At 48.6% G+C, this 22,486-nt stretch carries 17 protein-coding genes; 14 read left to right on the forward strand and 3 right to left on the reverse strand.

What is annotated here, in order from left to right; all coding sequences use genetic code 11:
- Positions 1-84 precede the first annotated feature (84 nt).
- From QZV24_RS05175 to QZV24_RS05210, 8 genes are all read left to right on the forward strand, one after another.
- Positions 85-1,050: a L,D-transpeptidase gene (locus QZV24_RS05175; protein WP_294521088.1), complete on the forward strand. Its 966-nt coding sequence runs from the start codon at positions 85-87 to the stop codon at positions 1,048-1,050.
- Between the two features lie 61 nt (positions 1,051-1,111).
- Positions 1,112-3,778 carry a DNA polymerase I gene (gene polA / locus QZV24_RS05180; protein WP_294521140.1) on the forward strand — a complete coding sequence of 889 codons (2,667 nt, stop codon included), beginning with the start codon at positions 1,112-1,114 and terminating at the stop codon, positions 3,776-3,778.
- 70 nt (positions 3,779-3,848) lie between these two features.
- The gene (mutM, locus tag QZV24_RS05185; RefSeq protein WP_294521095.1) at positions 3,849-4,679 is read left to right on the forward strand and encodes a bifunctional DNA-formamidopyrimidine glycosylase/DNA-(apurinic or apyrimidinic site) lyase; all 831 of its coding nucleotides are present in this window, start codon (positions 3,849-3,851) and stop codon (positions 4,677-4,679) included.
- Positions 4,680-4,911: 232 nt separating this feature from the next.
- Complete coding sequence (gene coaE / locus QZV24_RS05190) at positions 4,912-5,505, forward strand: dephospho-CoA kinase (protein WP_294521096.1); 594 nt, start codon at positions 4,912-4,914, stop codon at positions 5,503-5,505.
- Complete coding sequence (locus QZV24_RS05195) at positions 5,492-6,124, forward strand: lytic transglycosylase domain-containing protein (protein WP_294521097.1); 633 nt, start codon at positions 5,492-5,494, stop codon at positions 6,122-6,124. Before coaE ends, QZV24_RS05195 begins: the two co-directional genes overlap by 14 nt.
- A gap of 173 nt (positions 6,125-6,297) precedes the next feature.
- A complete protein-coding gene (locus tag QZV24_RS05200; RefSeq protein ID WP_294521098.1) occupies positions 6,298-7,233 on the forward strand; it encodes an Abi family protein in 936 nt (311 codons plus the stop codon).
- A gap of 74 nt (positions 7,234-7,307) precedes the next feature.
- A complete protein-coding gene (locus QZV24_RS05205) occupies positions 7,308-7,700 on the forward strand; it encodes a CGGC domain-containing protein (protein ID WP_294521100.1) in 393 nt (130 codons plus the stop codon).
- A 72-nt stretch (positions 7,701-7,772) separates the two neighbouring features.
- Entirely contained in the window at positions 7,773-8,918 is a 1,146-nt protein-coding gene (locus QZV24_RS05210) for a DNA polymerase IV (RefSeq protein WP_294521102.1), read from the forward strand.
- A gap of 117 nt (positions 8,919-9,035) precedes the next feature.
- Here QZV24_RS05210 and larA read toward each other — a convergent pair whose 3' ends face one another.
- Positions 9,036-10,322: a nickel-dependent lactate racemase gene (larA, locus tag QZV24_RS05215; RefSeq protein ID WP_294521104.1), complete on the reverse strand. Its 1,287-nt coding sequence runs from the start codon at positions 10,320-10,322 to the stop codon at positions 9,036-9,038.
- A 139-nt stretch (positions 10,323-10,461) separates the two neighbouring features.
- On the opposite strand from larA, the gene QZV24_RS05220 reads away from it, so the two are divergent.
- Together QZV24_RS05220 and QZV24_RS05225 are read left to right on the forward strand one after the other, a co-directional pair.
- The gene (locus QZV24_RS05220) at positions 10,462-11,043 is read left to right on the forward strand and encodes a TetR/AcrR family transcriptional regulator (protein ID WP_290656661.1); all 582 of its coding nucleotides are present in this window, start codon (positions 10,462-10,464) and stop codon (positions 11,041-11,043) included.
- A 33-nt stretch (positions 11,044-11,076) separates the two neighbouring features.
- Positions 11,077-12,240 carry an acyltransferase family protein gene (locus QZV24_RS05225; protein ID WP_290656659.1) on the forward strand — a complete coding sequence of 388 codons (1,164 nt, stop codon included), beginning with the start codon at positions 11,077-11,079 and terminating at the stop codon, positions 12,238-12,240.
- A gap of 452 nt (positions 12,241-12,692) precedes the next feature.
- Here QZV24_RS05225 and QZV24_RS05230 read toward each other — a convergent pair whose 3' ends face one another.
- A complete protein-coding gene (locus tag QZV24_RS05230) occupies positions 12,693-12,830 on the reverse strand; it encodes a hypothetical protein (protein WP_294521114.1) in 138 nt (45 codons plus the stop codon).
- Positions 12,831-13,087: 257 nt separating this feature from the next.
- On the opposite strand from QZV24_RS05230, the gene QZV24_RS05235 reads away from it, so the two are divergent.
- The 3 genes from QZV24_RS05235 to addA are packed head-to-tail and all read left to right on the forward strand — an operon-like array spanning position 13,088 to position 21,144.
- Positions 13,088-13,765 carry an MgtC/SapB family protein gene (locus QZV24_RS05235; protein WP_290656658.1) on the forward strand — a complete coding sequence of 226 codons (678 nt, stop codon included), beginning with the start codon at positions 13,088-13,090 and terminating at the stop codon, positions 13,763-13,765.
- Between the two features lie 24 nt (positions 13,766-13,789).
- Positions 13,790-17,311, forward strand: coding sequence for a helicase-exonuclease AddAB subunit AddB (gene addB, locus QZV24_RS05240; RefSeq protein WP_294521116.1), 3,522 nt, complete (start codon positions 13,790-13,792; stop codon positions 17,309-17,311).
- On the forward strand, positions 17,311-21,144 hold the full coding sequence (addA, locus tag QZV24_RS05245; RefSeq protein WP_294521136.1) for a helicase-exonuclease AddAB subunit AddA: 3,834 nt from the start codon (positions 17,311-17,313) through the stop codon (positions 21,142-21,144). The genes addB and addA overlap by 1 nt, the downstream gene beginning before the upstream one ends.
- Before the next feature lie 10 nt (positions 21,145-21,154).
- Here addA and QZV24_RS05250 read toward each other — a convergent pair whose 3' ends face one another.
- On the reverse strand, positions 21,155-22,006 hold the full coding sequence (locus QZV24_RS05250; protein WP_294521138.1) for an AraC family transcriptional regulator: 852 nt from the start codon (positions 22,004-22,006) through the stop codon (positions 21,155-21,157).
- Between the two features lie 150 nt (positions 22,007-22,156).
- On the opposite strand from QZV24_RS05250, the gene QZV24_RS05255 reads away from it, so the two are divergent.
- Complete coding sequence (locus QZV24_RS05255; protein WP_290656654.1) at positions 22,157-22,480, forward strand: hypothetical protein; 324 nt, start codon at positions 22,157-22,159, stop codon at positions 22,478-22,480.
- Positions 22,481-22,486 lie beyond the last annotated feature (6 nt).

Below are 22,486 nucleotides of genomic sequence, written 5' to 3' on the forward strand. Positions count from 1 at the left end.
CCGTGATAAACTTACACTCAGGGAAAGTGTGCAAAAGTATAGGGGTATACAGCTTTGTACATAGTAATTTTTCAGGGGGATAATATGAGGGGCTTAAAGAAAGTAGCGGGAATTGCTGCTATGGCAGTTATGCTGATGTGCAATGTGGCATTGGCGGCTGAAAGCGGGACTGCCAGTGAGGAGATTGTTCCCAAAGTAAACGATGGAACTAAAATAGTTATCAATCTGGCCAGCCGGGGGCTTTATCTATACGAACAAGGTGTGAAAACCCGGCTGTATCCAATCGCCTGTGGTAAGCCGTCAGATCCGACGCCGGTGGGGTATTATACGGTTATCGAAAAGGAGGTCAATCCGATTTGGCGGGATTCCCGCAGCGGTGAGGTGGTTTATTCCGGTCCGGACAACCCGCTGGGATATCGGTGGATTAGTTTTCGGCCGTATTATGGTATCCATGGCACCAACAACCCGGACAGCATAGGTTCCTTTGCGTCCAGGGGCTGCATTCGGATGCATGAACAGGATGTGGAGGCGTTGTATGAACGGGTTGAGGTGGGCACCCCGGTGGAGATTTTTTACAATCGGGTCGTGGTGGAAAAAGCCCCGGATGGTACTGTAACATATTATATCTACCCGGATACTTATGAGCGGCAGCCGATTACGGTGGCCCAGGTGAATGAGTGGCTGCACGGTTTTGGGGTAGAATGCTTTGAAAGTGATGAAGCCATCGCTGCCAAGATTGAGGCGGAAGATGGACAGCCAACCTATGTTGCCAAGCCATACAGCATCCAGCTGAATGGGCAGATGATGGCCTTTAAGGCAGTGGAAAAGAATGGTGAATGTTATCTGCCGGCTGTAGCCATGGCTGAGGCGCTGAATATACCTATTTTCTATGACCGGGACAATGAGGTCGCAGTAACCTGCTACAGTACGGCTCCGGTTAGTGTATTTAAGGATGTTTTGTATATAAATGCTGCTTATGCTGGCAAACTGCTACATTTAGGTGGCGGTACAGCAGATAAGGCCGGCTTGATATATTACACAATGAAGTAACAAGGGGGATGTGAAGAAACGGGAGCATTTTTCACATCCCTTAGCTTTGCCTGGAGGAAGTATTTTGAAGAAGAAGTTTTTTGTTTTGGATGGAAGCAGCCTGCTATACCGGGCTTTCTATGCTTTGCCCCTGTTGGAATCGGCTTCGGGGGAATTTACCAATGCCATATACGGTTTTTCCAATATGCTGGTAAAGCTTTTGTCGGAGTGGCAGCCGGATGCGCTGGTTATTGCTTTTGACAAGGGGAAAAAGACCTTTCGGAATGAGATGTTTGCCGAATATAAAGGGACCAGAAAGCCAACGCCACCGGAGCTGTTGAGCCAAATTCCCCTGTTGCACGAAATGGCCGAAGCCTGGGGCATTTCTTTGATTGAGCTGGCTGGCTATGAGGCAGATGATATCATCGGTACACTGGCTAACAAGGCGGTGGATAATGGCTACGAAGCCTACGCCGTAACCGGGGATAAGGATGCCCTGCAGCTGGTGAAGCCAGATCTGAAGGTGCTGTTTACCAAAAAGGGAATTTCAGAACTGAAGGTATATGATGAGGCGGCTTTTCAAGAGGAATATGGCCTGGACCCGATTCAGCTCATTGATATGAAGGGACTGATGGGGGATACCTCCGATAATATTCCCGGGGTGCCGGGGGTGGGTCCAAAGACCGCCATCAAGCTTTTGTCCGCCTATGGCTCCGTGGAAGAGGTGTTGCTGCACATCGAGGAGATTGCCGGAAAAAAGCTGCAGGAAAATATCCGCGACAATCAGCAGCAGGCTATTTTGTCCAAGAAGTTGGCTACCATCTGCACGGATGTGCCGGTGGACTTTGATGATGATAAATTCAAAATTAAAACTGTAGGCAGTGAACTTACACGATTTTATACCAGATATAATATCCGCTCTATGCTTAAGGCTATTCAGCCGTTTATTTCAACGGAGGGGGCGGAGGCGGCCCCGGTGGACCAGATTGTGGTGCCGGCGCCCCGAAAAATTGCTACAGTAGATGAGGCCCGACAGCTGGTGCAGACATGTCAGACTGCAGGCCGTGTTTATGCTGTAGCCCAGTTTACCGGACAGGTGCCCCAGCTGGAGTTGCTGGGTATGGGGCTTAGTGTGGCCGGCGAGCGGTATTTTGTGGAAATAGCACCGGATTTGGCGGAAGACATGACTTCCTTGTTTGCAGAGGATAATTCCGTTGATAAGCAGGTCTGGGAGACGGTCAAAACCGTCTTTGCCGATGCATCAATTACAAAATACATTCACAACCTGAAAAGCTGTTGTCACGCCGGGCTGGTGCTACAGGGGCCGATTTTTGATATGGAATTGATTGGCTATCTTTTAAATCCGGTCAGCAGCAAATACGATGTGGCAGAATTGGCTAGTCAGTATGAGCCGTCTTTGCCGGTTCCGGGAAAGGATACTGTGGCAAGCGAGCTGTATTCATGGCAGGCTTTTGCCTTATCCCAAATAGGTGGGAAGATGCAGGAGCTGTTGGATAAAAAGGGACTTACCAGGCTGTATAACGAGGTGGAACTGCCCTTGGTGGAGGTACTGGCTTCCATGGAGGCCAACGGTATTTTCGTCAATAGTCGGAATTTGCGGGAGCAGGCCATAAAGGTAGCCGGAACTATAGAGGATTTGGAACGGGACATCTGTGACTTGGCAGGGCAGGAATTTAATGTTAATTCTCCCAAACAGCTGGGCGAGGTTTTGTTTGAGAAGCTGGGTCTGCCGGTATTGAAAAAGACCAAGACCGGGTATTCCACCAACGCTGAGGTGCTGGAACAGCTCCGGGGAGCCCATCCGGTGATTGAGAAAATATTGAGCTATCGGATATGGACCAAGCTGAAATCCACTTATCTGGATGGCATAAGCCAGTTGATTAACAGTCGTACTGGCCGGGTGCATACCAGCTTTAACCAGACTGTTACGGCCACTGGCCGTCTCAGCAGCTCGGATCCGAATTTGCAGAATATTCCGGTGCGTCGGGAGGAAGGCAAGAAAATACGCCAGCTGTTTGAGCCAGGCCCGGGATATGACTACCTTCTGTCGGCGGATTATTCCCAGATTGAGCTGCGGGTTTTGGCGGATATGTCGGAGGACAAGAGCTTTATTAAGGCGTTTAATGAAAACGAAGATATACATGCCCGTACCGCGGCTGAGGTGTTTGGGGTGGACATCAGCGAGGTTACGCCACAGCTGCGCCGCAGTGCCAAGGCGGTTAATTTTGGTATTGTGTATGGTATCAGTGATTACGGTTTATCCCAGGATTTGAAGATTACCCGTAAGGAAGCAGCTGGCTACATAGAAAGCTATTTCGAGAAATGTCCGGGGGTTAAGGCCTTCATTGATAAAACTGTGGCGGAGGCTCATACCAATGGCTATGTGCAGACGCTTTTCGGACGGCGCCGGGATTTGCCGGCCATTAACAGCAGCAACTATAACCAACGGATGCTGGCGGAGCGTATGGCGATGAATACGCCGATTCAGGGGACGGCGGCGGATATTATCAAGCTGGCTATGATAAGGGCCTACAGGATGATACAGGAGGCCGGACTGAAGAGCCGTATTTTGTTGCAGGTGCACGATGAATTGGTGCTGGAGGTAGTGGAGTCCGAGCTGGAGACGGTTAAGGACATTTTGAAAGAGGCTATGGAGCAGGTGGTACACTTGAAGGTGCCCCTTTCCATAGATATAAATTTAGGCAAAAACTGGGCTGAAGCTAAGTAATAAGCGAAATATCACTGCGGGGCCTGCTATGAAAGAATTGGCAGAATAACCGTTGATTGGAGGAGTAAATATGCCGGAGATGCCGGAACTGGAAACGATAAAGCGTTCCCTGGAGCCTCATATTCAGGGCAAGCGCATTAAGAATATAAATCTGTTGTTAAGTCGTCAGATAAAGCATCCAACTCCCGGTGAGTTTGTAAACAGGCTGCTGTTTCGGGTGATTGACCGACTGGAGCGGCGGGGCAAATATCTGATACTGCACATGGATAATCAGATTTCCCTGGTGTTTCATCTGCGGATGACCGGGCAGGTATGCTATTGTCCACCTGGGGCTCCGGAGCAAAAACACGCCAGGATTGTCTTTAACTTGAATGATGGGGGAAGCCTGGTATATGCTGACAGCCGGACCTTGGGCACTATCTATGCTATGAAGCCGAATGAGCTGAATCAGATAAAGGGTTTAGCTGAGCTGGGGCCGGAGCCTCTGTCAGCGGACTTTACTCTGGAATATCTGGAAAAAGTCTGCACCGGTCGCCAGGGAGCCATTAAGAGCTTTCTGCTGGACCAGTCCGTTATAGCGGGATTGGGAAATATTTATGTGGATGAGGCCTTGTTTTTGGCCGGAATTCATCCTATCAGGACGCCAGCCTCGGTAACAGCGGATGAACTGACCAGACTGTACGAAAGCATCAATAAGGTGATAGCTGACGGTATAAATGATGGTGGTACCACCTTCCGGGATTATCGGGATGGGAACGGTGACAAGGGCAGCCATCAGGATAATCTGTTTGCCTATGGACGGGATGGACAGCCATGCCGGAAGTGTGGCACTATAATGCAGAAGATTCGGGTAGGTGGCCGGGGAACCCATTTCTGCCCGCAGTGCCAGATGATGAACTGAGCGGAAGTTGGTTGTTAATTAGGAATTAGGAATTATGAATGAGGAATTAGGAATTTCTCCTCGGCTCCCTTGGGGGAGCTGGCATCTTTAGATGTCTGAGGGGGAGTAATAGAATTGGGAATGATGAATTAAGAATTAGGAATTTCTCCTCGGCTCCCTTGGGGGGAGCTGGCATCTTTAGATGTCTGAGGGGGTAGTAATAGAATTGGGAACTGGTGGGTGATGTATAGCCATGAAAATAATTGGTTTGACAGGGGGCATTGCCAGCGGCAAAAGCACGGTGGCTGATATGCTGATTCAGGCTGGCTGCACTGTGGTAGACTGTGATAAAATAGCCTGGCAGCTGGCCGAACCGGGTCAAGCCATTTGGCAAATTTATGTGGACCGGTATGGGGCCAAGGTTTTGAATCAGGACAGAACTCTGAACCGACAGGCCGTGGCCGATATTGTCTTTCGGGATCGGCAGGAGTTGGATATTATAAATTCGCTGGTTCATCCCCTGATAAAGGACCGGTTGCTGGCTGAGGCAGAGGTTGCCCGGCAACGGGGTGCCAAAGTGATTTTTTGGGATGTGCCTTTGCTATTTGAGACGGGTTTTGATAAAATGACTGATGAAAAATGGCTGGTGTATGTATCTCCGGCTACCCAAAAGGCTCGGCTGATAAACCGCAACGGGTATACGGAGGACGAGGCTCTTCGCCGGATAAATTCCCAAATGAGTCTTGCTGAAAAGCAAAAACTGGCCGATGTGGTGATAAATAATGATGGCGACATAGAAGCACTGCGTCGCCAGGTGTTGGAGAAGGTGAACAATGGACAGAGATGAGGTCAGACGGCAGCGCAGGCAGGAATATCTGCAACGGAAAAAAGAATTTAAGCGCAAGACCTGGAGCTTTGTTATTGGTATAACTATATTGTTTTCGGCCTTTTTGACCTTTTTTGTCATGCAGCAGGAAACGGTGCAGCGGACCTTTATGTTCCCGTATTATTACCGTGAGTTTGTTCAAAGGGATTGTCAGGACAACGGAATTGATGAATTTATGGTGGCAGCGGTAATAAAGACCGAAAGCAACTTTAAAAATAACGCCAAATCCCATCACGGAGCGGTGGGGCTGATGCAGCTTATGCCGGAAACAGCCTCCTGGATTGCGGAGGAAACGGATGACCGGGATTATTCGGTGGAGGCGCTTAGCGAACCGGAAAAAAATATTCAGTACGGCTCCTGGTATCTGGCCCAGCTAATGAAGGAGTTCCATGGCAACAAGATATTGTCTTTGGCGGCTTATAATGCCGGCCGGGGCAATGTGGAGGAATGGATGGTACAAAACGGTTGGGATTACGATTTTAACGATGTGACGGCCATTCCTTTCAAGGAAACAGAGCTGTATGTTAAAAGTGTATTGCGACATGAAGGAATATACCGCAAGCTGTACGAAAATGAGTAACTACCTGTGCAAGAAAGGTAGTTACTTTTTTATATGTGGGATGGGCGGCGGGGCCTTGAGGGGAGAATAGCGATAAGACGGGGCCTGTTTTTGCCAGCCGATGCCGCGGCCTATTTGATAATCTTTTTTGGCAATGTTAAAATTATTATGTAAATGCAGTTGGGGGTGGTAAATTGGGGAACAATAAATTGAGCCTTGAGGGGCAGATACAGCAGATGAAGGCCCAAAATATTGGCTTTAACATTGTGAAGGAGCCGGAGGCCATTGAATATCTGTCTAACCATACATATTATTTTCGTCTGAAATACTATGCGGAAAATTATGAAAAAACCAAGCTGCCCGGGGTGGGGACTCGATATAAGAAGCTGGAGTTCGCTTATTTAAAGGAGTTGTCCCTGCTGGATTTATATTTTAGGCGGGTAATGTTCAATCTGGTTCAGGATGTGGAGCATTATGCCAAAATCAAGCTATTGAAGGCTCTGGCCAAAAACAAGAAGGAAGATGGCTACCAGATTGTGGAGGAATATCTGGCCCGGCACAAGTGGTTTGATAAGGAGCTGTCCAAGCACCAGACTAAATACGCCAAGGGCCTGATTGAAAAGTACAAGGGAAACCTGGCGGTTTGGAATATTATTGAAATCCAGACTTTTTCCCAGTTTATTGACCTGTACGAGATGTATTTTGACAAATATGACCAAAAGCATATACCGGCTCATTTGCTGGATGTGGTAAAAAACCTGCGGAACAGCATTGCCCATAATAATTGTATAATGTTTAACCTTCACCAGACGCCTGCCGTCGCCGAAACGGACATTGCTGTTGATATTGCCCTGGAAATGGGTATGGAGGCGGACATGGTCAGGGAGCTGATGCTGGTGCCGTTTATCCGGGATTTGACCATAACCCTGTATGTGTTTGATAATGTGGTGTCCAGTCGGGAGGAAAAATATTTTCAGCTGGAGGAGCTGAATAAGCTGACCAGTCAGCGCTTCAACCGGCATATTGATTTCTTTGCGGACAATCCGGTGGTGTTGCCGGTGCTGCAGTTTTCAGAAAAGCTGGTGAAGGCCTTTTATGAGCGGGCTGAGAAGAACTACTGGGTGTATTGAGACAATTAGGAATGAGGGGCTTAAAGCCCTATCTTTAAACGAGAAAAGATAATATTCATTTGGGAGAGTATGATATGAAAAAAATTGCCATTTTGCGTTGCCTGAAAACATCTGCGTCATGTGCGGGGACCGGTTGCCTCAGAGCCTTCAATGAACGAAGTGAAGGGTTTGGGAAATATGCTGGTGAGGATGTACAGCTGGCGGCTATGTGGACCTGTAACGGCTGTGGGGATAGTATGCTGGAAAACCAGGAAGAGGGCATTGAAAAGAAGATTGCCCGCATGGTGAAGAATAATATTGAGGCGGTGCATATTTCCCATTGCACCAATAAGAAAAATGCGGAAGATGTGCCGGTGCTTTGCCCGACTATTGCTAATATTTCCCGCAAGCTGGAAGCTGTTGGGGTGAGGGTGTACGATGGCACCCACGGCCAGCACGCCAGTGGGGAGCGGTTAAAGCTGGATTGATGTTACGGTATTGATGGAATAAAGCTTGCCTGTCTTGGGGGAGGTGTCATCGCAGAAGATAGCGAGAAAATCATGGAAAGAATCATTATGCATGTGGATATGGATGCCTTTTTTGCCTCGGTGGAGCAGCTGGATCATGAGGAATACCGGGGAAAGCCTCTGATAGTAGGCGGTATTGGTGGTAGGGGCGTGGTGTCAACCTGCTCCTATGAAGCTAGAAAATTTGGGGTGCATTCCGCTATGCCCACAGCCAAGGCCATGAAGCTGTGTCCCCAAGGGATTTTTATTCAGGGAAATTATCCCCGCTATGCGGAGGTATCCCAACAGATATTTGATATTTTTGACCATTATTCCCCATTGATAGAGCCTTTGTCTATTGATGAGGCCTTTCTGGACCTGACTGGCATGGAACGGTTGATGGACAGTCCTCGTCAATATGCCCTGAAGTTAAAGCAGGAAATAAAGGAAAAGACTGGAATAGTAGCGTCAGTGGGGATTGCCCCCAATAAATTTTTGGCCAAGATAGCTTCGGATTTGGATAAGCCGGACGGGCTGGTGATAGTGAACAAGGACCGTGTTCAGGAGTTTTTGGATCCATTGCCGGTAAGGCGTATCTGGGGGGTAGGGGCCAAGACCGCGGCAATTTTGGACAGAATGCGGGTTAAGACCATTGCTGATTTGCGGAAAATGTCCTATGAGGAGCTGCATAAGACCTTTGGGGATAAAACGGCCCAGCATTTGTTTTTACTGGCGCAGGGAATTGATGAGCGACCGGTGGCGCCTAGAGGACGGGCCAAGTCCATTGGGAACGAAACCACCTTTTCGGAGGATTTGCAGTCTGCCGAGGCGGCGTTGGAGGTTTTGCTATATTTATCAGTGAAGGTGGGGTGGCGGCTCCGTCAGGCTGGCTTCAAGGCCAAAACTGTTCAGCTGAAGCTCAGGCAAAGTGATTTTTCCACTTTTACCCGGCAAAAGCAGCTGTTTGAGCCATCCAATTTTGATAATGATATATATACGGTGATAAAAGAGCTGTTTGAAAATCTGAATATTACCAGAGGAATTCGGCTGCTGGGGGTGTCCACCACCGGCTTTGAGGAAATGGAAAGCCTGTCCCTTTTCCATGATGAAAAAAAGGACAGGCTGTATCAGGCTATTGATGATATTAACAGTAAGTTTGGAAACCTGGGGGTGACTCGGGGGGCTCTATTGAAGAAATAGGGCGGTGCAGCAACAAGAAAGCGACAGAGGCAGATTGACGGAAGAATTGGCCAGGGGGATAATTTTTTTAGCCCGGAGAGCCACCTGAAAAAGTCAACTGTTTCTGTCACTTTATTTTTATTCCCGTACTATTACAGAAATCCCGTTTGGAATACAGGTTACCGTTGCGTTTTCACCCTTTATACGACGGGCTTCAGCATAGGCTTCCTCCAAGGTTGGGAAGTAATGAGCCTTTAAATCCTCAATCAGTTGTTTTTGAGCTGGATCGGCTACAAAAAGTACGGTGTGCTTTCGGAGGATACGGCACCATATCTGGGCACACCACTGGTCCGGTAAGGTTTCCCGTTGTGGGGTGTTGACGCATTTTTGGAAAAATTCGTCAGCTGTTTTGGCATCCCGAATGGACTCGTAGTAGGATTGACCACCATGACCGTCACTACAGGTAGCCAGCATAATGATAACGCCTCCCTCGTTGATAGAGGCTTCGGCAGCAGTCATCCCCTTTGGGCACTGGTAGGCATTTTGGTCCAATGGATAACCACCGTTGGTGGTTATAACAATGTCTGCCGGAGCAGGCTTAACAGCGCAATACTTGGCCAAAAATTCCGTGCCGGCCAGATGAGCTGTTTCAAAGTTACCGGCATAGGCGGCTACAGTTTTTTGCTCCTCGTCGATTATTACATTGCAGATAAAGGCCAGTTTAGCCATTTTGGCGGCGGCCACCATATCAATATGCAGAGGATTACCCTTTAAAATGCCGGTGCGGGCGTACGGGGAGGCGATAAACTCACCGCAGTGATTGCCCATTACCGTTACGGCATCACAAATGCCCGGCAATACACTTTTTCGGCCACCGGAGAAGCCAGCAAAGAAGTGAGCCTCGATAAAGCCCTCGGCTACCAGCAGGGAAGCATTGGCGGCTACCTTGTCGATAATGCAGTCCGGACCGGACGGCAGTTCACCTACCTTGGTGTTGGTGGCTGGATTATGGGCATCGTGGACAACAATATCATCCTTGAATTCATCATACAATTCCTTGCCTAATTTGGCCTGCAACTCCTGGGTGCTGGTAGGACGATGGAAGCCGGTGGATACCAGCAGGGTGATTTTGATATCAGGGTTGCCCTTGCGTAATTCGGCAATCATTTCCGGCAGAATGTCCTGGCTGGGTACCGGTCTGGTATGGTCAGAGATGATAATGGTGCAGTCGGGTTTTCCTTTGGCCAGCTCGGACAGCCGTGGACTGTCGATGGGGTTCAGCATAGCCTCATGGACAATTTCCCGACCGGAGCGGTCGCTTTTTAATTCATCAACCCGGGAGGTAAGTACGGCACTTTCGGCTGGTACCTCCAGCTCCAAGGTTCCGTTGCCATACAAAAAACTGACTTTTTTCATTTCACTCATTGCGTTACTTCCTTTCGATATGGTTTTTCGCCACAATATTACATAGTAAAAATTCGATACATAAGGGTGTTTATCCTCTTTTTTGTCTGATAAATTTTCACGATTGACACCGACCGACTAATCGGTTATCATATTGACTATGAGAAAGCGTAATGACTTGAAGAAGAATAAAATATTGGAAGCCACTGTTTCACTTATGGCAGCCCAGGGGATTAACGGCGTATCCATGTCGATGATTGCCAAAACCTCCGGCATACCGCAGGCGACAATATATGTGTATTTCAGTAGCAAGGAGGAACTGCTGAAGGAGCTGTACCGGTATGTCATAAAGAAGAACTGCGATTTTCTGTTGAAGGATTTTGACGATACGGGGGAGATAAAGCAGTGCTTTGAAAGATATTACTGGCGGACGGTGGAGTATTATCGCCTTTACCCGGCTGAATTTCAGGTCTATGAGCAATTTATGGCCTCCATGATCAGCAAGACTGCTGAATTGGAAAATGTTACTGATTTGTTTAAGCCATTGTACTCCTTTGTGGAACGGGGCCAACGGGAAGGGGTAATCAAAAAAGAACTGCATCCTATAGTGGTACTCAGTTATTTTTCCCTGTTGGCGGCCAACCTGGAAAAGGGCAAGCTGTTTTGGGGTAACCGGGCCGATGATGTGGTTTATCAGATATTATTTGATGCCAGCTGGGATGCTGTTATCATACATAAGTAATCAAATATTTTGTGAAGGGTGTTGTATTGTTCGATGAAGGGAAAAAGATTGTTTTTTTTGGATAATCTGAAGATGTTTATTGTCAATCTGATGATTATTTTTCACCTGGCCATGTGTTATATGGCCTATGCGCCGGAATGGTGGTATGTGGTAGATGCGGAGCATTCCGATTTATTTTTTACCCAGTTTATCCTGTGGGCCGATATTTTTATTATGCCAATAATGTTCTTTGTGGCGGGCTATTTCGGTATTATGAGCCTGAAAAAGCACGGCGACAGCAAATGGTGGAAGGGCCGGATAAAACGGATTACCATTCCGTGGATAGTGGGGGCAGCCCTCTTTGCGGCACCAACCTCTTATCTGACTTTGTATAGCCGCCATATTCCAATGGATTTTGCTACTTTCTGCAATACTTTGTTCTTCTTTGATCCCCAGACCGGGGGAAGTGGCGTATTCTTTTCCCATGTGCAGTATTGGTATTTGGGAATATTGACGGTGCTGTATCTGTTGATGTATTTGTTCAGCAAGGTTAATCCGGGGATGTTGGAGCAGAGTGCGCCGTCCAAGCCGGGGAATACCCTGCTGTGGTGCGTGTTTATAATGATTTTCTGCAATATTTTTGCCATGGATTTGATTACCGGTAACGATGATTTGTGGATACATCTCAGCTACTTTTTGGTGCTGCAGCCATGCCGGATATTGCTGTATGTGCTGTTTATCTTTTTGGGAGCCTATGCCTGGAAGCACCAGTGGTTTGCTGAGGGGGAAGAGAGTTACCGTCCGTCTTTTGTGAAATGGGTACCGCTGTTTTGCGTGGCTTCCGTTTCTTATCCGGTATGGGCAATTTTCGGCAAGCTGATTGCCACTTCACTGTACGAATTTGTCCTGATAAAGGCTACCTTGCAGGCGTCTTTGCTGATGTCAGCCGTGTTTGGGCTGTTGGCTCTCTTTAGCCAGTTTTTGGATGGGACCAACAAGTTTTGGGGAGAAATGGCGGCCAATTCCTACACTATGTACTACTGCCATATGCAGATTGTGTTCCCGGTAGCTTATTTCCTGCTGCCGATTGATTTGCCGGCGGCGGCTAAGTGGATAATGGCCTGTGCCATCGGATTGGTGCTGACCTATTGTGTGAGCCGGTTGCTGCTGTTTTTGCCATGCTTTGCAGGGAGTAAAAAAGCCAAGGTTGCAGCATAAATGAGGGGTGGGGCGACAGGCAGCTGCCCCGACCAATAAGCTAATACTCAACAGGTCATATTTGCCAGCTGCAGGTCTAACGGGGCACGCTCTCGCTTGAGACAGATTGCCTAGTGGTACTAAGCTCGCCCGGCTCGTTGCTTGTGCTCACTAAGTGCCAAGGCAATCTGATGTCCCCTTATAGACACTCCAGCTGGCTTGTTTAAGCCTTCCCGACCGTCGAAGACGGTGGATGAGGTCCAACCCAACGGGCATTTTTCGCGGGTCCTGTTTAAGCCTTCCCCTATGGGGAAGCACCTACAGGCACTAGGAGCAAAGCTCCGTCGGTGGGCGCGAAGCGCTCGGATGAGGTTCAACCCAACGGGGCTTTTTCGCAAGTCTTGCCATGGGATGTAGTATTCAGCCAAGCCCTGCGGAAAACATTTTCGGCTTCATTGCTGCGTCCGAAATCATCATGCAATAAGGTTTCGGTTTCTTCGTAGGCGGCGGAGCCGCTCCTCCACTAGGCGTAAATAAGTGTTCTGCCCATGATGAGCCTGCCGGCGGCCGGACTTCGCTGCTTGCAGGCGAAAAGTTTCCCTCCGGTCCATTCCCTCGGCTCCCCTTGGGGAGCTGGCATCTTTAGATGACTGAGGGGGTAGCGGCTAATTGGGCGGGGGCTTCAGGCAATCAGCCCCCGCCCAATACCCCGTCTTCTCTTATAGACACTCCGGCTGGCTTCGCACAATTCTTGATTATCCTGCAGTTGGCTAAGAAGTGATTATAATTTTTACATAAAAGGTTGTTATCGTGCTATAATTGTAGTAATTATATCGATAACAACCTTTTCTTTTTAGGTGGTGAGGGTATGGAGCTGGAATATGATTTGATAATTTTGGGCAAGCTGGCCATGTCCTGTATATTAGGAGGAATTATTGGCTATGAGCGGGAGTCCAAAAACAAATCGGCGGGGTTGCGGACCAATGTGTTGGTATGCTTGGGGTCCTGCCTGATTATGATTTTATCTTTGGAGCTGTATGCCGGGGTTGAGGGTAAGACCAATGCTGATCCGGCCCGTTTGGCGGCCCAGGTGGTCAGTGGCATTGGTTTTTTGGGGGCCGGGGCCATAATGAAGGAAGGATTGAATGTTACCGGGCTGACTACAGCAGCCTGCCTGTGGGTAGTTGCAGGAGTAGGACTGGCTGTAGGGGCCGGTCATTACACCGGTGCAGTGGCCACCACCGTTTTTGTCTTTGGGGTATTGGCATTACTGGCCCGATTGGATTCCTTTTTGGCCATTGACAAACATTTTTCCGTCCGATTGATTATCAACAACAAGCCGGAGGCACTGGAAGAAGTCTACGATGTGCTCCATCGTCACGAAGTAAAGGTGCGTAATGTCAAACTGAAGGCGGCTCAACGGATTACGGACGGCAATCAGCTGATTGTGGCCATGGAGCTTTTGAATACGAAAAATATTCCGGAACCAATTATTGTGTCGACATTGAACGGTATTCCGGATGTCCTTAGCGTGGAATTGGATTAAGCCGTATTTATTTTGGAGGGGAAAATGTTAGAAATAATCACAGGCAGGGCTGGCAGTGGTAAAACCCACTACTGCCTCAATCAAATATGCAATGAGATAATGGAGAGGCCTCTGGGCCCTTCCATTATTCTTTTGTTGCCGGAACATATGACATACAAAGTGGAGCGGCAGCTGGCCAACCGGATGGCTCAACAGGGCCGGGGGTATATGCGGTGCCAGATTTATGGCTTCAAACGGTTTGCTTATCAAATATTGCAGGAAACCGGCGGTGGACTGGAGCAGGGCATTACAGATATGGGACGCCAATTGCTGTTAAAGCATATTCTGGACCAACGCGGTCAGGAGTTGAAGGTGTTCGGCCGGGCAGCCCGTCAGCGAGGTTTTACTGCGATTCTTGGCAATATTATTGACGAGTTCAAGGGCTATGGCATCACCCCGGCTCAGCTGCAGGATACCAGTGACAGCATGGAAGATATCCGCCTAACCAATAAATTGGCTGATTTGGCCCTGCTGTATGGGGATTATACCGCAGCTATGGAGGGGCGTTACAATGACAGCAAGGATATTATGAGTATTTTGGCGGAGCGGCTGTCTATGTCCCGGACGGTGGCTGGTGCTGATATCTGGCTGGACGGTTTTTTGTATTTCAATCCCCTGGAGCGGCAGGTTCTGGCCGAGTTGTTTCAGTATGCAGCCAATATTCATGTGACATTTAATATGGACGATATGACTACGGCCCAGGGGCAGTGGGCCAACCAGGAGGCCGCCGGTCTGTTCAACCAGGCCTATATTACCCGCAATCGGCTGTTAAATCTGGCTGAACAGTACCACTGTCCGGTGGAATACAGGCATTTTACCGATACAAAACGGTTTGCCAATCCGGTGCTGAAGGCACTGGAAAATGGCTTTGATAAGCGAAAACTGCAGCCGGTGGCTGATGTCCGGGATATTTCCCTGGTGGAAGCGGCTACCTGCCGTCTGGAAGTAGAGGCGGCCGCGGCGGACATCATTCGGCTGGTGAAGGAAAAGGGCTATAAATGGCGGGATATCGGGGTGCTCATCCGGGATGAGGCGGCCTATGGTGATTTGTTGAGCTTTGTGTTCAAGGATTATGAAATTCCTTTTTTCAGTGATCAAAAGCGGCAATGCACCAATCACCCAGTGGCAGAGCTGATTCGGTCCGCTTTGGCCGTGACCAGGGGGTGGCGGTATGAGGATGTATTTGCCTGCATTAAGACGGGCTTTTTCCCGCTGACCTTTCAGCAGATTGATTTGTTGGAAAATTATTGTTTGGAATTTGTTCTGAAGGGCCGTAAAGTGTGGTGTCAGACCGAGCCATGGGCATATTATGCCCGGTACTCCATCGATGATGAGCAGGAAGAAATCAGTGAAGAAAAGCAGTTGCGGGCCGGAACGGCTGACCAGCTTCGCCGGTTGGTGGCGGCCCCGCTGGCCAAGCTGCAGGATGCTTTGACCAACAGCAGTACAACCCGGGGAAAAATTGGGGCTATATATCAATTCTTAGTGGATATAGATGTGCCCAAGACCTTGCAGGACTGGGCGGATCAGGCGGAACAAACGGGGGCACTGGATGTGGCCAGGGAGCATCAGCAGGTGTGGAATGACATTATGGAAATGCTGGACCAGCTGGTGGAGGTCAGTGGCGATACCCAAATGGGGATTCAGGAGCTGCAGGTATTGTTGGAGGAAGGCCTGACGGGTCTGCAGATGTCCTTGATACCACCGGGACTGGATTATGTTAATATTGCCTCCTTTGATAAAAATGCTCTGGATAATATCAAAGCGATATATATTTTGGGGGCCAACGCTGGAGTCATGCCGGGACATACGGTGGAAAGTCCCGTATTGTCCGATGCGGACCGCCTGCATATAAACCAGACAAATATCATCGAGCTGGCCATTATGGGGGAGGAAGCCAGCTTTAGCGAAAATTATCTCATATACAAGGCCTTTACTCAGGCCCAGGAATATCTGTGGGTATCCTATACCTTGGCCTCAGCGGCCGGTGAAGCAATGACCGGAGCTGAAATAGTGAGCAAAATTAAAGCATTGTTGCCAACCGGTACGCTGCGGACTATCCCGTTGGATTGGATGAAATCCTTTGAGGAAGCTGAGCAGCTGACCATGCTGGCCAACAAGCGCCAGTCTGTATCGGCTTTGGCCATTGCCCTGCGGGAATTGCGGGATGAGGGGGATTTGCCTCAGCTGTGGCAGCGGGTATACAACTATCTTTTGCAGAATGAGTCCACCCGGAGCTATATGAAGCTGATTTGCCAAGGCCTGTTTATGGACCCGCGGCTGGACAGGCTGCCCCGGGATTTGGCCAGGGCACTTTATGCCAGAAAAGGAGTCCTGCGGGGCTCTGTTACCAGATTTGAGCGGTACAACAATTGTCCGTTCCGGTTCTTTGTCCAGGATGGCTTAAAGCTGAAGGAGCGCAAGATAAACCGCTTCAGCAATCCGGAACTGGGCACGCTTATGCACGCCCTTTTAAAGGATTTTGGCGAGCAGATGAAACAGGCCGGAAAAAAGTGGGGAGAACTGGACCAGGCGGAGCGGGATCAGCTGTGTCATGATATATTGCACAAGCTGGCCCCAAGGGTTAACAACGGTATGCTTTATTCCTCCAAACAGCTGGAAGTTCAGCTGAAGCGGCTGGAAAAGACGGCGCAGTTTGCCCTGAAGCGGCTCTGTGAATTTGACCAGGTCAGCAAGTTCCATCCGGAGATGTTTGAACGCTCCTTTGGGGAATACCATGGGGACGGGGAGCCGTTGAATCTGATTTTCCCACTGGCGGAAAACAACCGGCTGGAGCTGGTGGGGCAAATTGACCGCATTGACCTTAACGAAGACAAAAATCGTTTTATGATAATGGATTATAAGACCGGCTCGGCCGGAATCAAGCTTACGGAGGTTTATTATGGCCTGAAGCTGCAGCTGCTGACCTATCTGCTGGTGGCCAACCAGCTGCTGAATAAAGGGAAGGACACCCCGGTGCTGCCGGCTGCCATATTGTATTTTCGCCTGCAACGCCCGGTGGTGACACCGGAAAAGCAAAGCCATAACGCGGAAAAAATTCAGGCGGCCATAGATAGCAAGCTGAAAATGCCGGGCTGGGTCGTAGATGATATGGCCGTGGCCAAGGAACTCGATTACACATTGGCGCCGAAGACAGCCAGCCGGTTTATTCAGATGAAGCTGGATAAGGATGGTAATTTCGACAAAAACACCATGAAAATCATGCGAAGCCAGGCTGAATTTGACCTCATTATGGAACATATTGAGCATATCCTTACCGCAACCGGGGAGAAAATATTGGATGGGGCTATTGACATTGCTCCGTGCCAATATAATGACAGGAGTGCGTGTGATTATTGTAAGTTTAAACCATTGTGCGGATTTGACCCGAAGCAGGACGGTTATCGCTACAGAAAACTGGATAACTTGAAAGACGATGCAGTAATATCCACCATTGAGGAGCAAATAAAGGAAGAAGCCACTACGGGTAGCAAGGAGGCACAATAATGGAGTGGTCACAGGAACAACAACTAGCCATAAATAATGACGATAAAAATATATTGGTATCGGCAGCGGCCGGCTCCGGCAAAACAGCGGTGCTGGTGGAGCGGGTGGTTTCCCATCTCCTGCGGGACCCGGAAACGGAGCCCCATGCCTGGGATGTGGACCGGTTGCTGGTAGTGACCTTTACCAATGCAGCAGCGGAGGAAATGAAGCAGCGTATTAAAAAACGCTTGCAGGAGGTTATTGCCCAGGAAATGGACCAGCCGGAGGTGAACCGGAAAAAAGTAAGACGCCTGGAACGCCAACAGATTTTACTGTCCGGGGCATCCATCTGTACTATTGATTCCTTCTGTCAAAATCTGGTAAGAAACAATTTTAATGCCATCGATATTGACCCGAAATTTCGCATTGCCAATGGCAATGAACTGGTTATTCTTCAGCAGGATGTGTTGGATGAACTGTTTGAACAAAAGTATGCCGATGGAGATGAGGCCTTGACTGGCTTTGCCGCCAAGTATGGTACTGACCGGGGGGACAGTGTCCTTTACGATATACTGCTTAATTTGTATGTAAAAGCTCAAAATCAGCCATTTCCTGATTTGTGGCTGGACCAGCTGGCGGCTGATTACAAACCGGCAGGCCAGGAAATTACTTGCCTGGAGAAAACAAAGTGGTGGCCAATAATAAAACGGGAAATAAGCTGTCATATTGTACCGGTTCAGGCATATTTGGAACAGCTTGTCTCAGTTGCTGGGCAAATTGATGAGCCGAAGGTAAAAGAGGTCCTGGATAAAGTTGTTTATGCATATGATGAGGGGATTAAAGCCATTAAAGCCGGTTTGGCGCAGGGTTGGCATGAGGTTTATGCAGCTGTTTCAAATATGAAGATTCCGGCGCTGAGGTTTAGTAAAAAACTTTCCATAGAAGAGGAAAAGGAAGTTGAATTTGTCAAAGACAATTTTACACCAGTCCGGGATAAGCTGAAGAAATATCTTGACAATCATATCGGGAAGCTGGTGCAGGTAGATGCTGATGTACTGTTGGAGGATCTTAAGGGTGCGGCTGAGGATGTGGCCTGTATTGTGCAAATGGTCAAGGATTTTTCGGCGGCCTATGCTCAGGCCAAACGGGAGAAAAACATTGTTGACTTTAGTGATGTGGAGCACTTTGCCCTGCAGATTTTGAATGATTCTGAGGCCAATCCAGGTGAAATCAAGCCGTCAGAGATTGCTTTGGCGCTGAGGGAACGCTACCAGGAAATAATGGTGGACGAGTATCAGGATACCAATGAAGTGCAGGATTTTCTTGTGCGGCTGATTGCCGGTGAAGCCAAGGCCAATATCTTTACTGTTGGTGATGTAAAACAGAGCATCTATCGGTTCCGTTCCTCGGAGCCGGGGCTGTTTTTGGGCAAATATAAGGCCTATGAGCAGCCGGATAATGAGCAGGGAGAACTTATTACCCTGGGGCGGAATTTCCGTAGCCGGCGGGAGGTTTTGTCGGCCATCAACTATGTTTTTGCCCAGGTTATGACGCCTGTGCCAAATGAAATTGATTATGATGAGCGGGCTATGCTGAATGAGGGAGAACCCTATGGATATCAGAAGCCGGTAAAGGGCGATATTCTGGAGCAAAATGTGGAATTGGCCATTATCAACAGCATGTCTGGTGAGGATATGGAAGATCCTCAAGCAGAGGAAAATGTATCAGATAATGAAGACGACGGGGAAGATGAGGAACTGCGCGGCCTGGAGCTGGAGGCACAGTACATTGCTGACCGGTTAAAGGAGATAAAGCAAAGCGGCAGAATGGTATTTGACAAGAACTGGGCGGATAACAAGGGGTATCGCCCCGTGACTTGGCGGGATATGGTTATTTTGCTTCGGGCAACCCGGGACAAAGCGGTGGTTTTTCAGGAAATTCTCCAGAAAAATGGCATACCGGTGTACGCCAATGCTGATGATGGGTTTTTTAAGACCACGGAAATTCAGCTGATGTATTCTATTTTGTCGGTTATTGATAATGCCCAGCAGGATATTTACCTGGCAGCGGTGCTGTATTCCCCGGTGGTAGGACTGAGTACTGAGGATTTGGCTCAGCTGCGTCTGGCAGCCAGAAACGGTGATTTGTATACTGCTCTGTTGGCGGCCAATACCCCGGATTCCGGCGTTTCAGCTGATATAAAGGACAAGGTGGATAAATTTTTAAACCTGTTGAGCAGCTGGCGGCAGCTGGCCCGGCAGGTCAGTGTGCCGGAGCTTATCTGGCAGATATTTAGGGATACCGGCTACTATGACTATGCCGGCAGTCTGCCCGGCGGTATGCTGCGGCAGGCCAATCTCCGTATGCTGGTGACCCGGGCCCAGGAGTTCCAGAGCACTGACTATCAGGGGTTGTTCCGATTTTTACGGTTTATCCAGCGGATGAGAGATATGGAAACTGACCTGTCCATGGCCCGTACCCTGGGGGAAGGGGAGGATGTAGTCCGGGTAATGACCATTCATAAAAGTAAGGGACTGGAATTTCCGGTGGTGGTTATTGCCGATATGTGGAAGGAATTCAATGAAAAGGAATTGACAAAGGATGTGCTGGTGCATAAGGAACTGGGGCTGGGGCTCAGTTATGTGGACCCGGAGCTGATGGTAAAATATCCTACTTTTGCCAAAATGGCCGTAAAAGCTCAAATGAAGCGGGATATTCGGGCCGAGGAGCTACGGGTACTTTATGTAGCTATGACCCGGGCCCGGGAAAAGCTGATTATGGTAGGGCGTATCAGCAAAAACCATCGGTTGGGACCGGCAGGGGAGCGTTGGTGTGAGTATGTGGGTGAAAACAATAAGGTTTTGCTGGAACACTCCCTATTGGCGGTGAATTCCTTTATGGACTGGGTAGCTACCGCGGTGGTGCATCATCAGGATGGAGCACCTATTATCAAATATGTCAACAGAGTCCGTAAACTGGATATAGAACAGGTGAATATACCTGGTGCCATGGGCGGGGAGTCCAATTGGGCAGTATCTATTGTTGGGGCTGGTGATATCCGGAAAAAGCAGCAAAATGATACAGAGGACAATGCCTTATTGAAGGCGGTTCAGGCTGGGGAATTGATAACAGGCGTTAAGGAAACGGCGGCTTTGTCTGATCATTTGGAGTTAAATTATGACTATCGTGGTACCCGGGAAGTACCGGCCAAGCTGTCGGTTTCCGAGCTGAAGCGGCAGTTTGCCAAGGATTTGCAGACAGAGGATATGCAGCAGATCGACCAGGAGCACCGGGAATACATCTTTAACCGGCCACGGTTTATTCAGGAAGACACCGGCAAGGCCGGCCTGCGGGGCAATGAATACGGTACATTGATGCATTCGGTGATGCAGCATCTGGATTTTGCCGGTCCGCTGGATAGGACCGGTATAAAACAGCAGTTGGATAAAATGGTTGCCAATGAGCTGATGACGCCGGAGCAGGCTTCTTACATAAAAATAAGCTCCATCACCAGTTTTCTGGCATCGGAGCTGGGACAGCGGCTGATAAATGCTGACGAGCTGTGGCGGGAACTGCCATTTAGCCGGGAGCTGGCCGCCAGTGCCTACTACAAAGATGTGGACGAGGAATACATTTTCAGTCAGGGTGTTATCGATGTGCTGTTCAAGGAAAAAGACGGCAGCTATGTACTGCTGGACTACAAGACCGATACCGACACCCAGCCGGAGGCGGTGAAAAATAAATATGCCCTGCAGATACAGCTCTACACCGATGCTATTGAACAAATACTGGGCGTAAAGGTTGCCGAAAGGTATCTGGTAATGCTCCACGACAGCAGTGTGGTGAAGATGTAGAGGCTGTTGATTATTGCCTAAATTTGCGAGGCGATATTTTAAAATTTTTTTGAAACTCCCGAAAGAAGGCGGAATAGTCCTGAAACCCGCATTGGAAACATATATCGGTAATAGATAGTGTGGTGGTGCTTAGCAGCTCTTTGGCCATTATCAGCCGCTTACTGGTGATGTACTGATGAATGCTGTAGCCGGTTTCCGCCTTGAATTTCCGCATCAGATAGAACTTGCTTATAAAGGCAATGTCGGCCAGGGTGTCAATGGACAAATCCTCCGTCAGATTGTGGTTGATATGCTCCAGCACCTGCTGGATTTTCGGGTCGTAGGAAGCCTCATGCAGCTGGTCCAGCTGATTGCTCTGCAAGGCCCGGTTCAATAAAATCATAAACTCAATAAAGAGAATTTCTGTATAAAGCTGGTTGGCAAAGCCCTGTTCGTGGTCTACCCTTTCCAGCTTTTTCATATGAAACAGCAGGTCGTGGTCTCCACCCTTGGCCATATGCATTACGCTGGAGGTTTCACGGGCCAGCTGAAAACATCGGGACAGATCAATCTGCGTGTCGCCCCATTGCTCTTGCTGCCAGTGGCTGAGAAAATCCTGGGATACATAGATAACAATTCGCTCGTATAGCTTGCCGGGATAGGTGACAGGCCGGTGAATTTCGCCGGCGCTGACAAACAGAATGTCCCGGGGCTTTAATGGATAATTTTTACCCTCGATGATGTATTGTCCTTCTCCATCGATAAATATGATGATTTTATGGAAGTCGTGATAGTGGAAGGGAATTTCCTTCATAGCCACATCCTTTAAATGAAATATTCGGAAGTGCTGGTGCAGATAGCCCTTTTTTATGTATTTAGCCATACTGTGCCTCCTTGATGGAATATTTTTATTCAGCTGCGGTTTGAATATGATATATTATAGCATTTTTTGCAATGTTTATGGCAATAATTTCATATTTTGTGTAAAAAATGCCTGTTATAATAAAGCCAGAAAGAATCGGGAGGGATAGATATGCAGATTGTATACGGCTATGAGATAAATGGAATAAATTACCTGGTGATGGATGTTAACGAGGCACTGATGAACCGTGATTCCGTCCGCAGCCTGTCTGCATATAAGGATGGTGTTGGTGCAGACCGCGTCCTTTTTATGGATATGGTAAACAATACCGTGATTGCCATTTTCAATGCTAATGGCAAGACCATCGTACCTGATATGAATGATTTTCAGACGGCTCGGGCAATTGCCAATCAGGGGCAGCACCGGGAATACCATCTCACAGATTATTATCTCAGCGTTATTGCCGTTGATAAGGACCTGCGGCAGACTGCGTAAGTATAT

The organism is uncultured Anaerovibrio sp. (genome assembly GCA_902786545.1).
Classification (GTDB): Bacteria; Bacillota; Negativicutes; order Selenomonadales; family Selenomonadaceae; genus Anaerovibrio.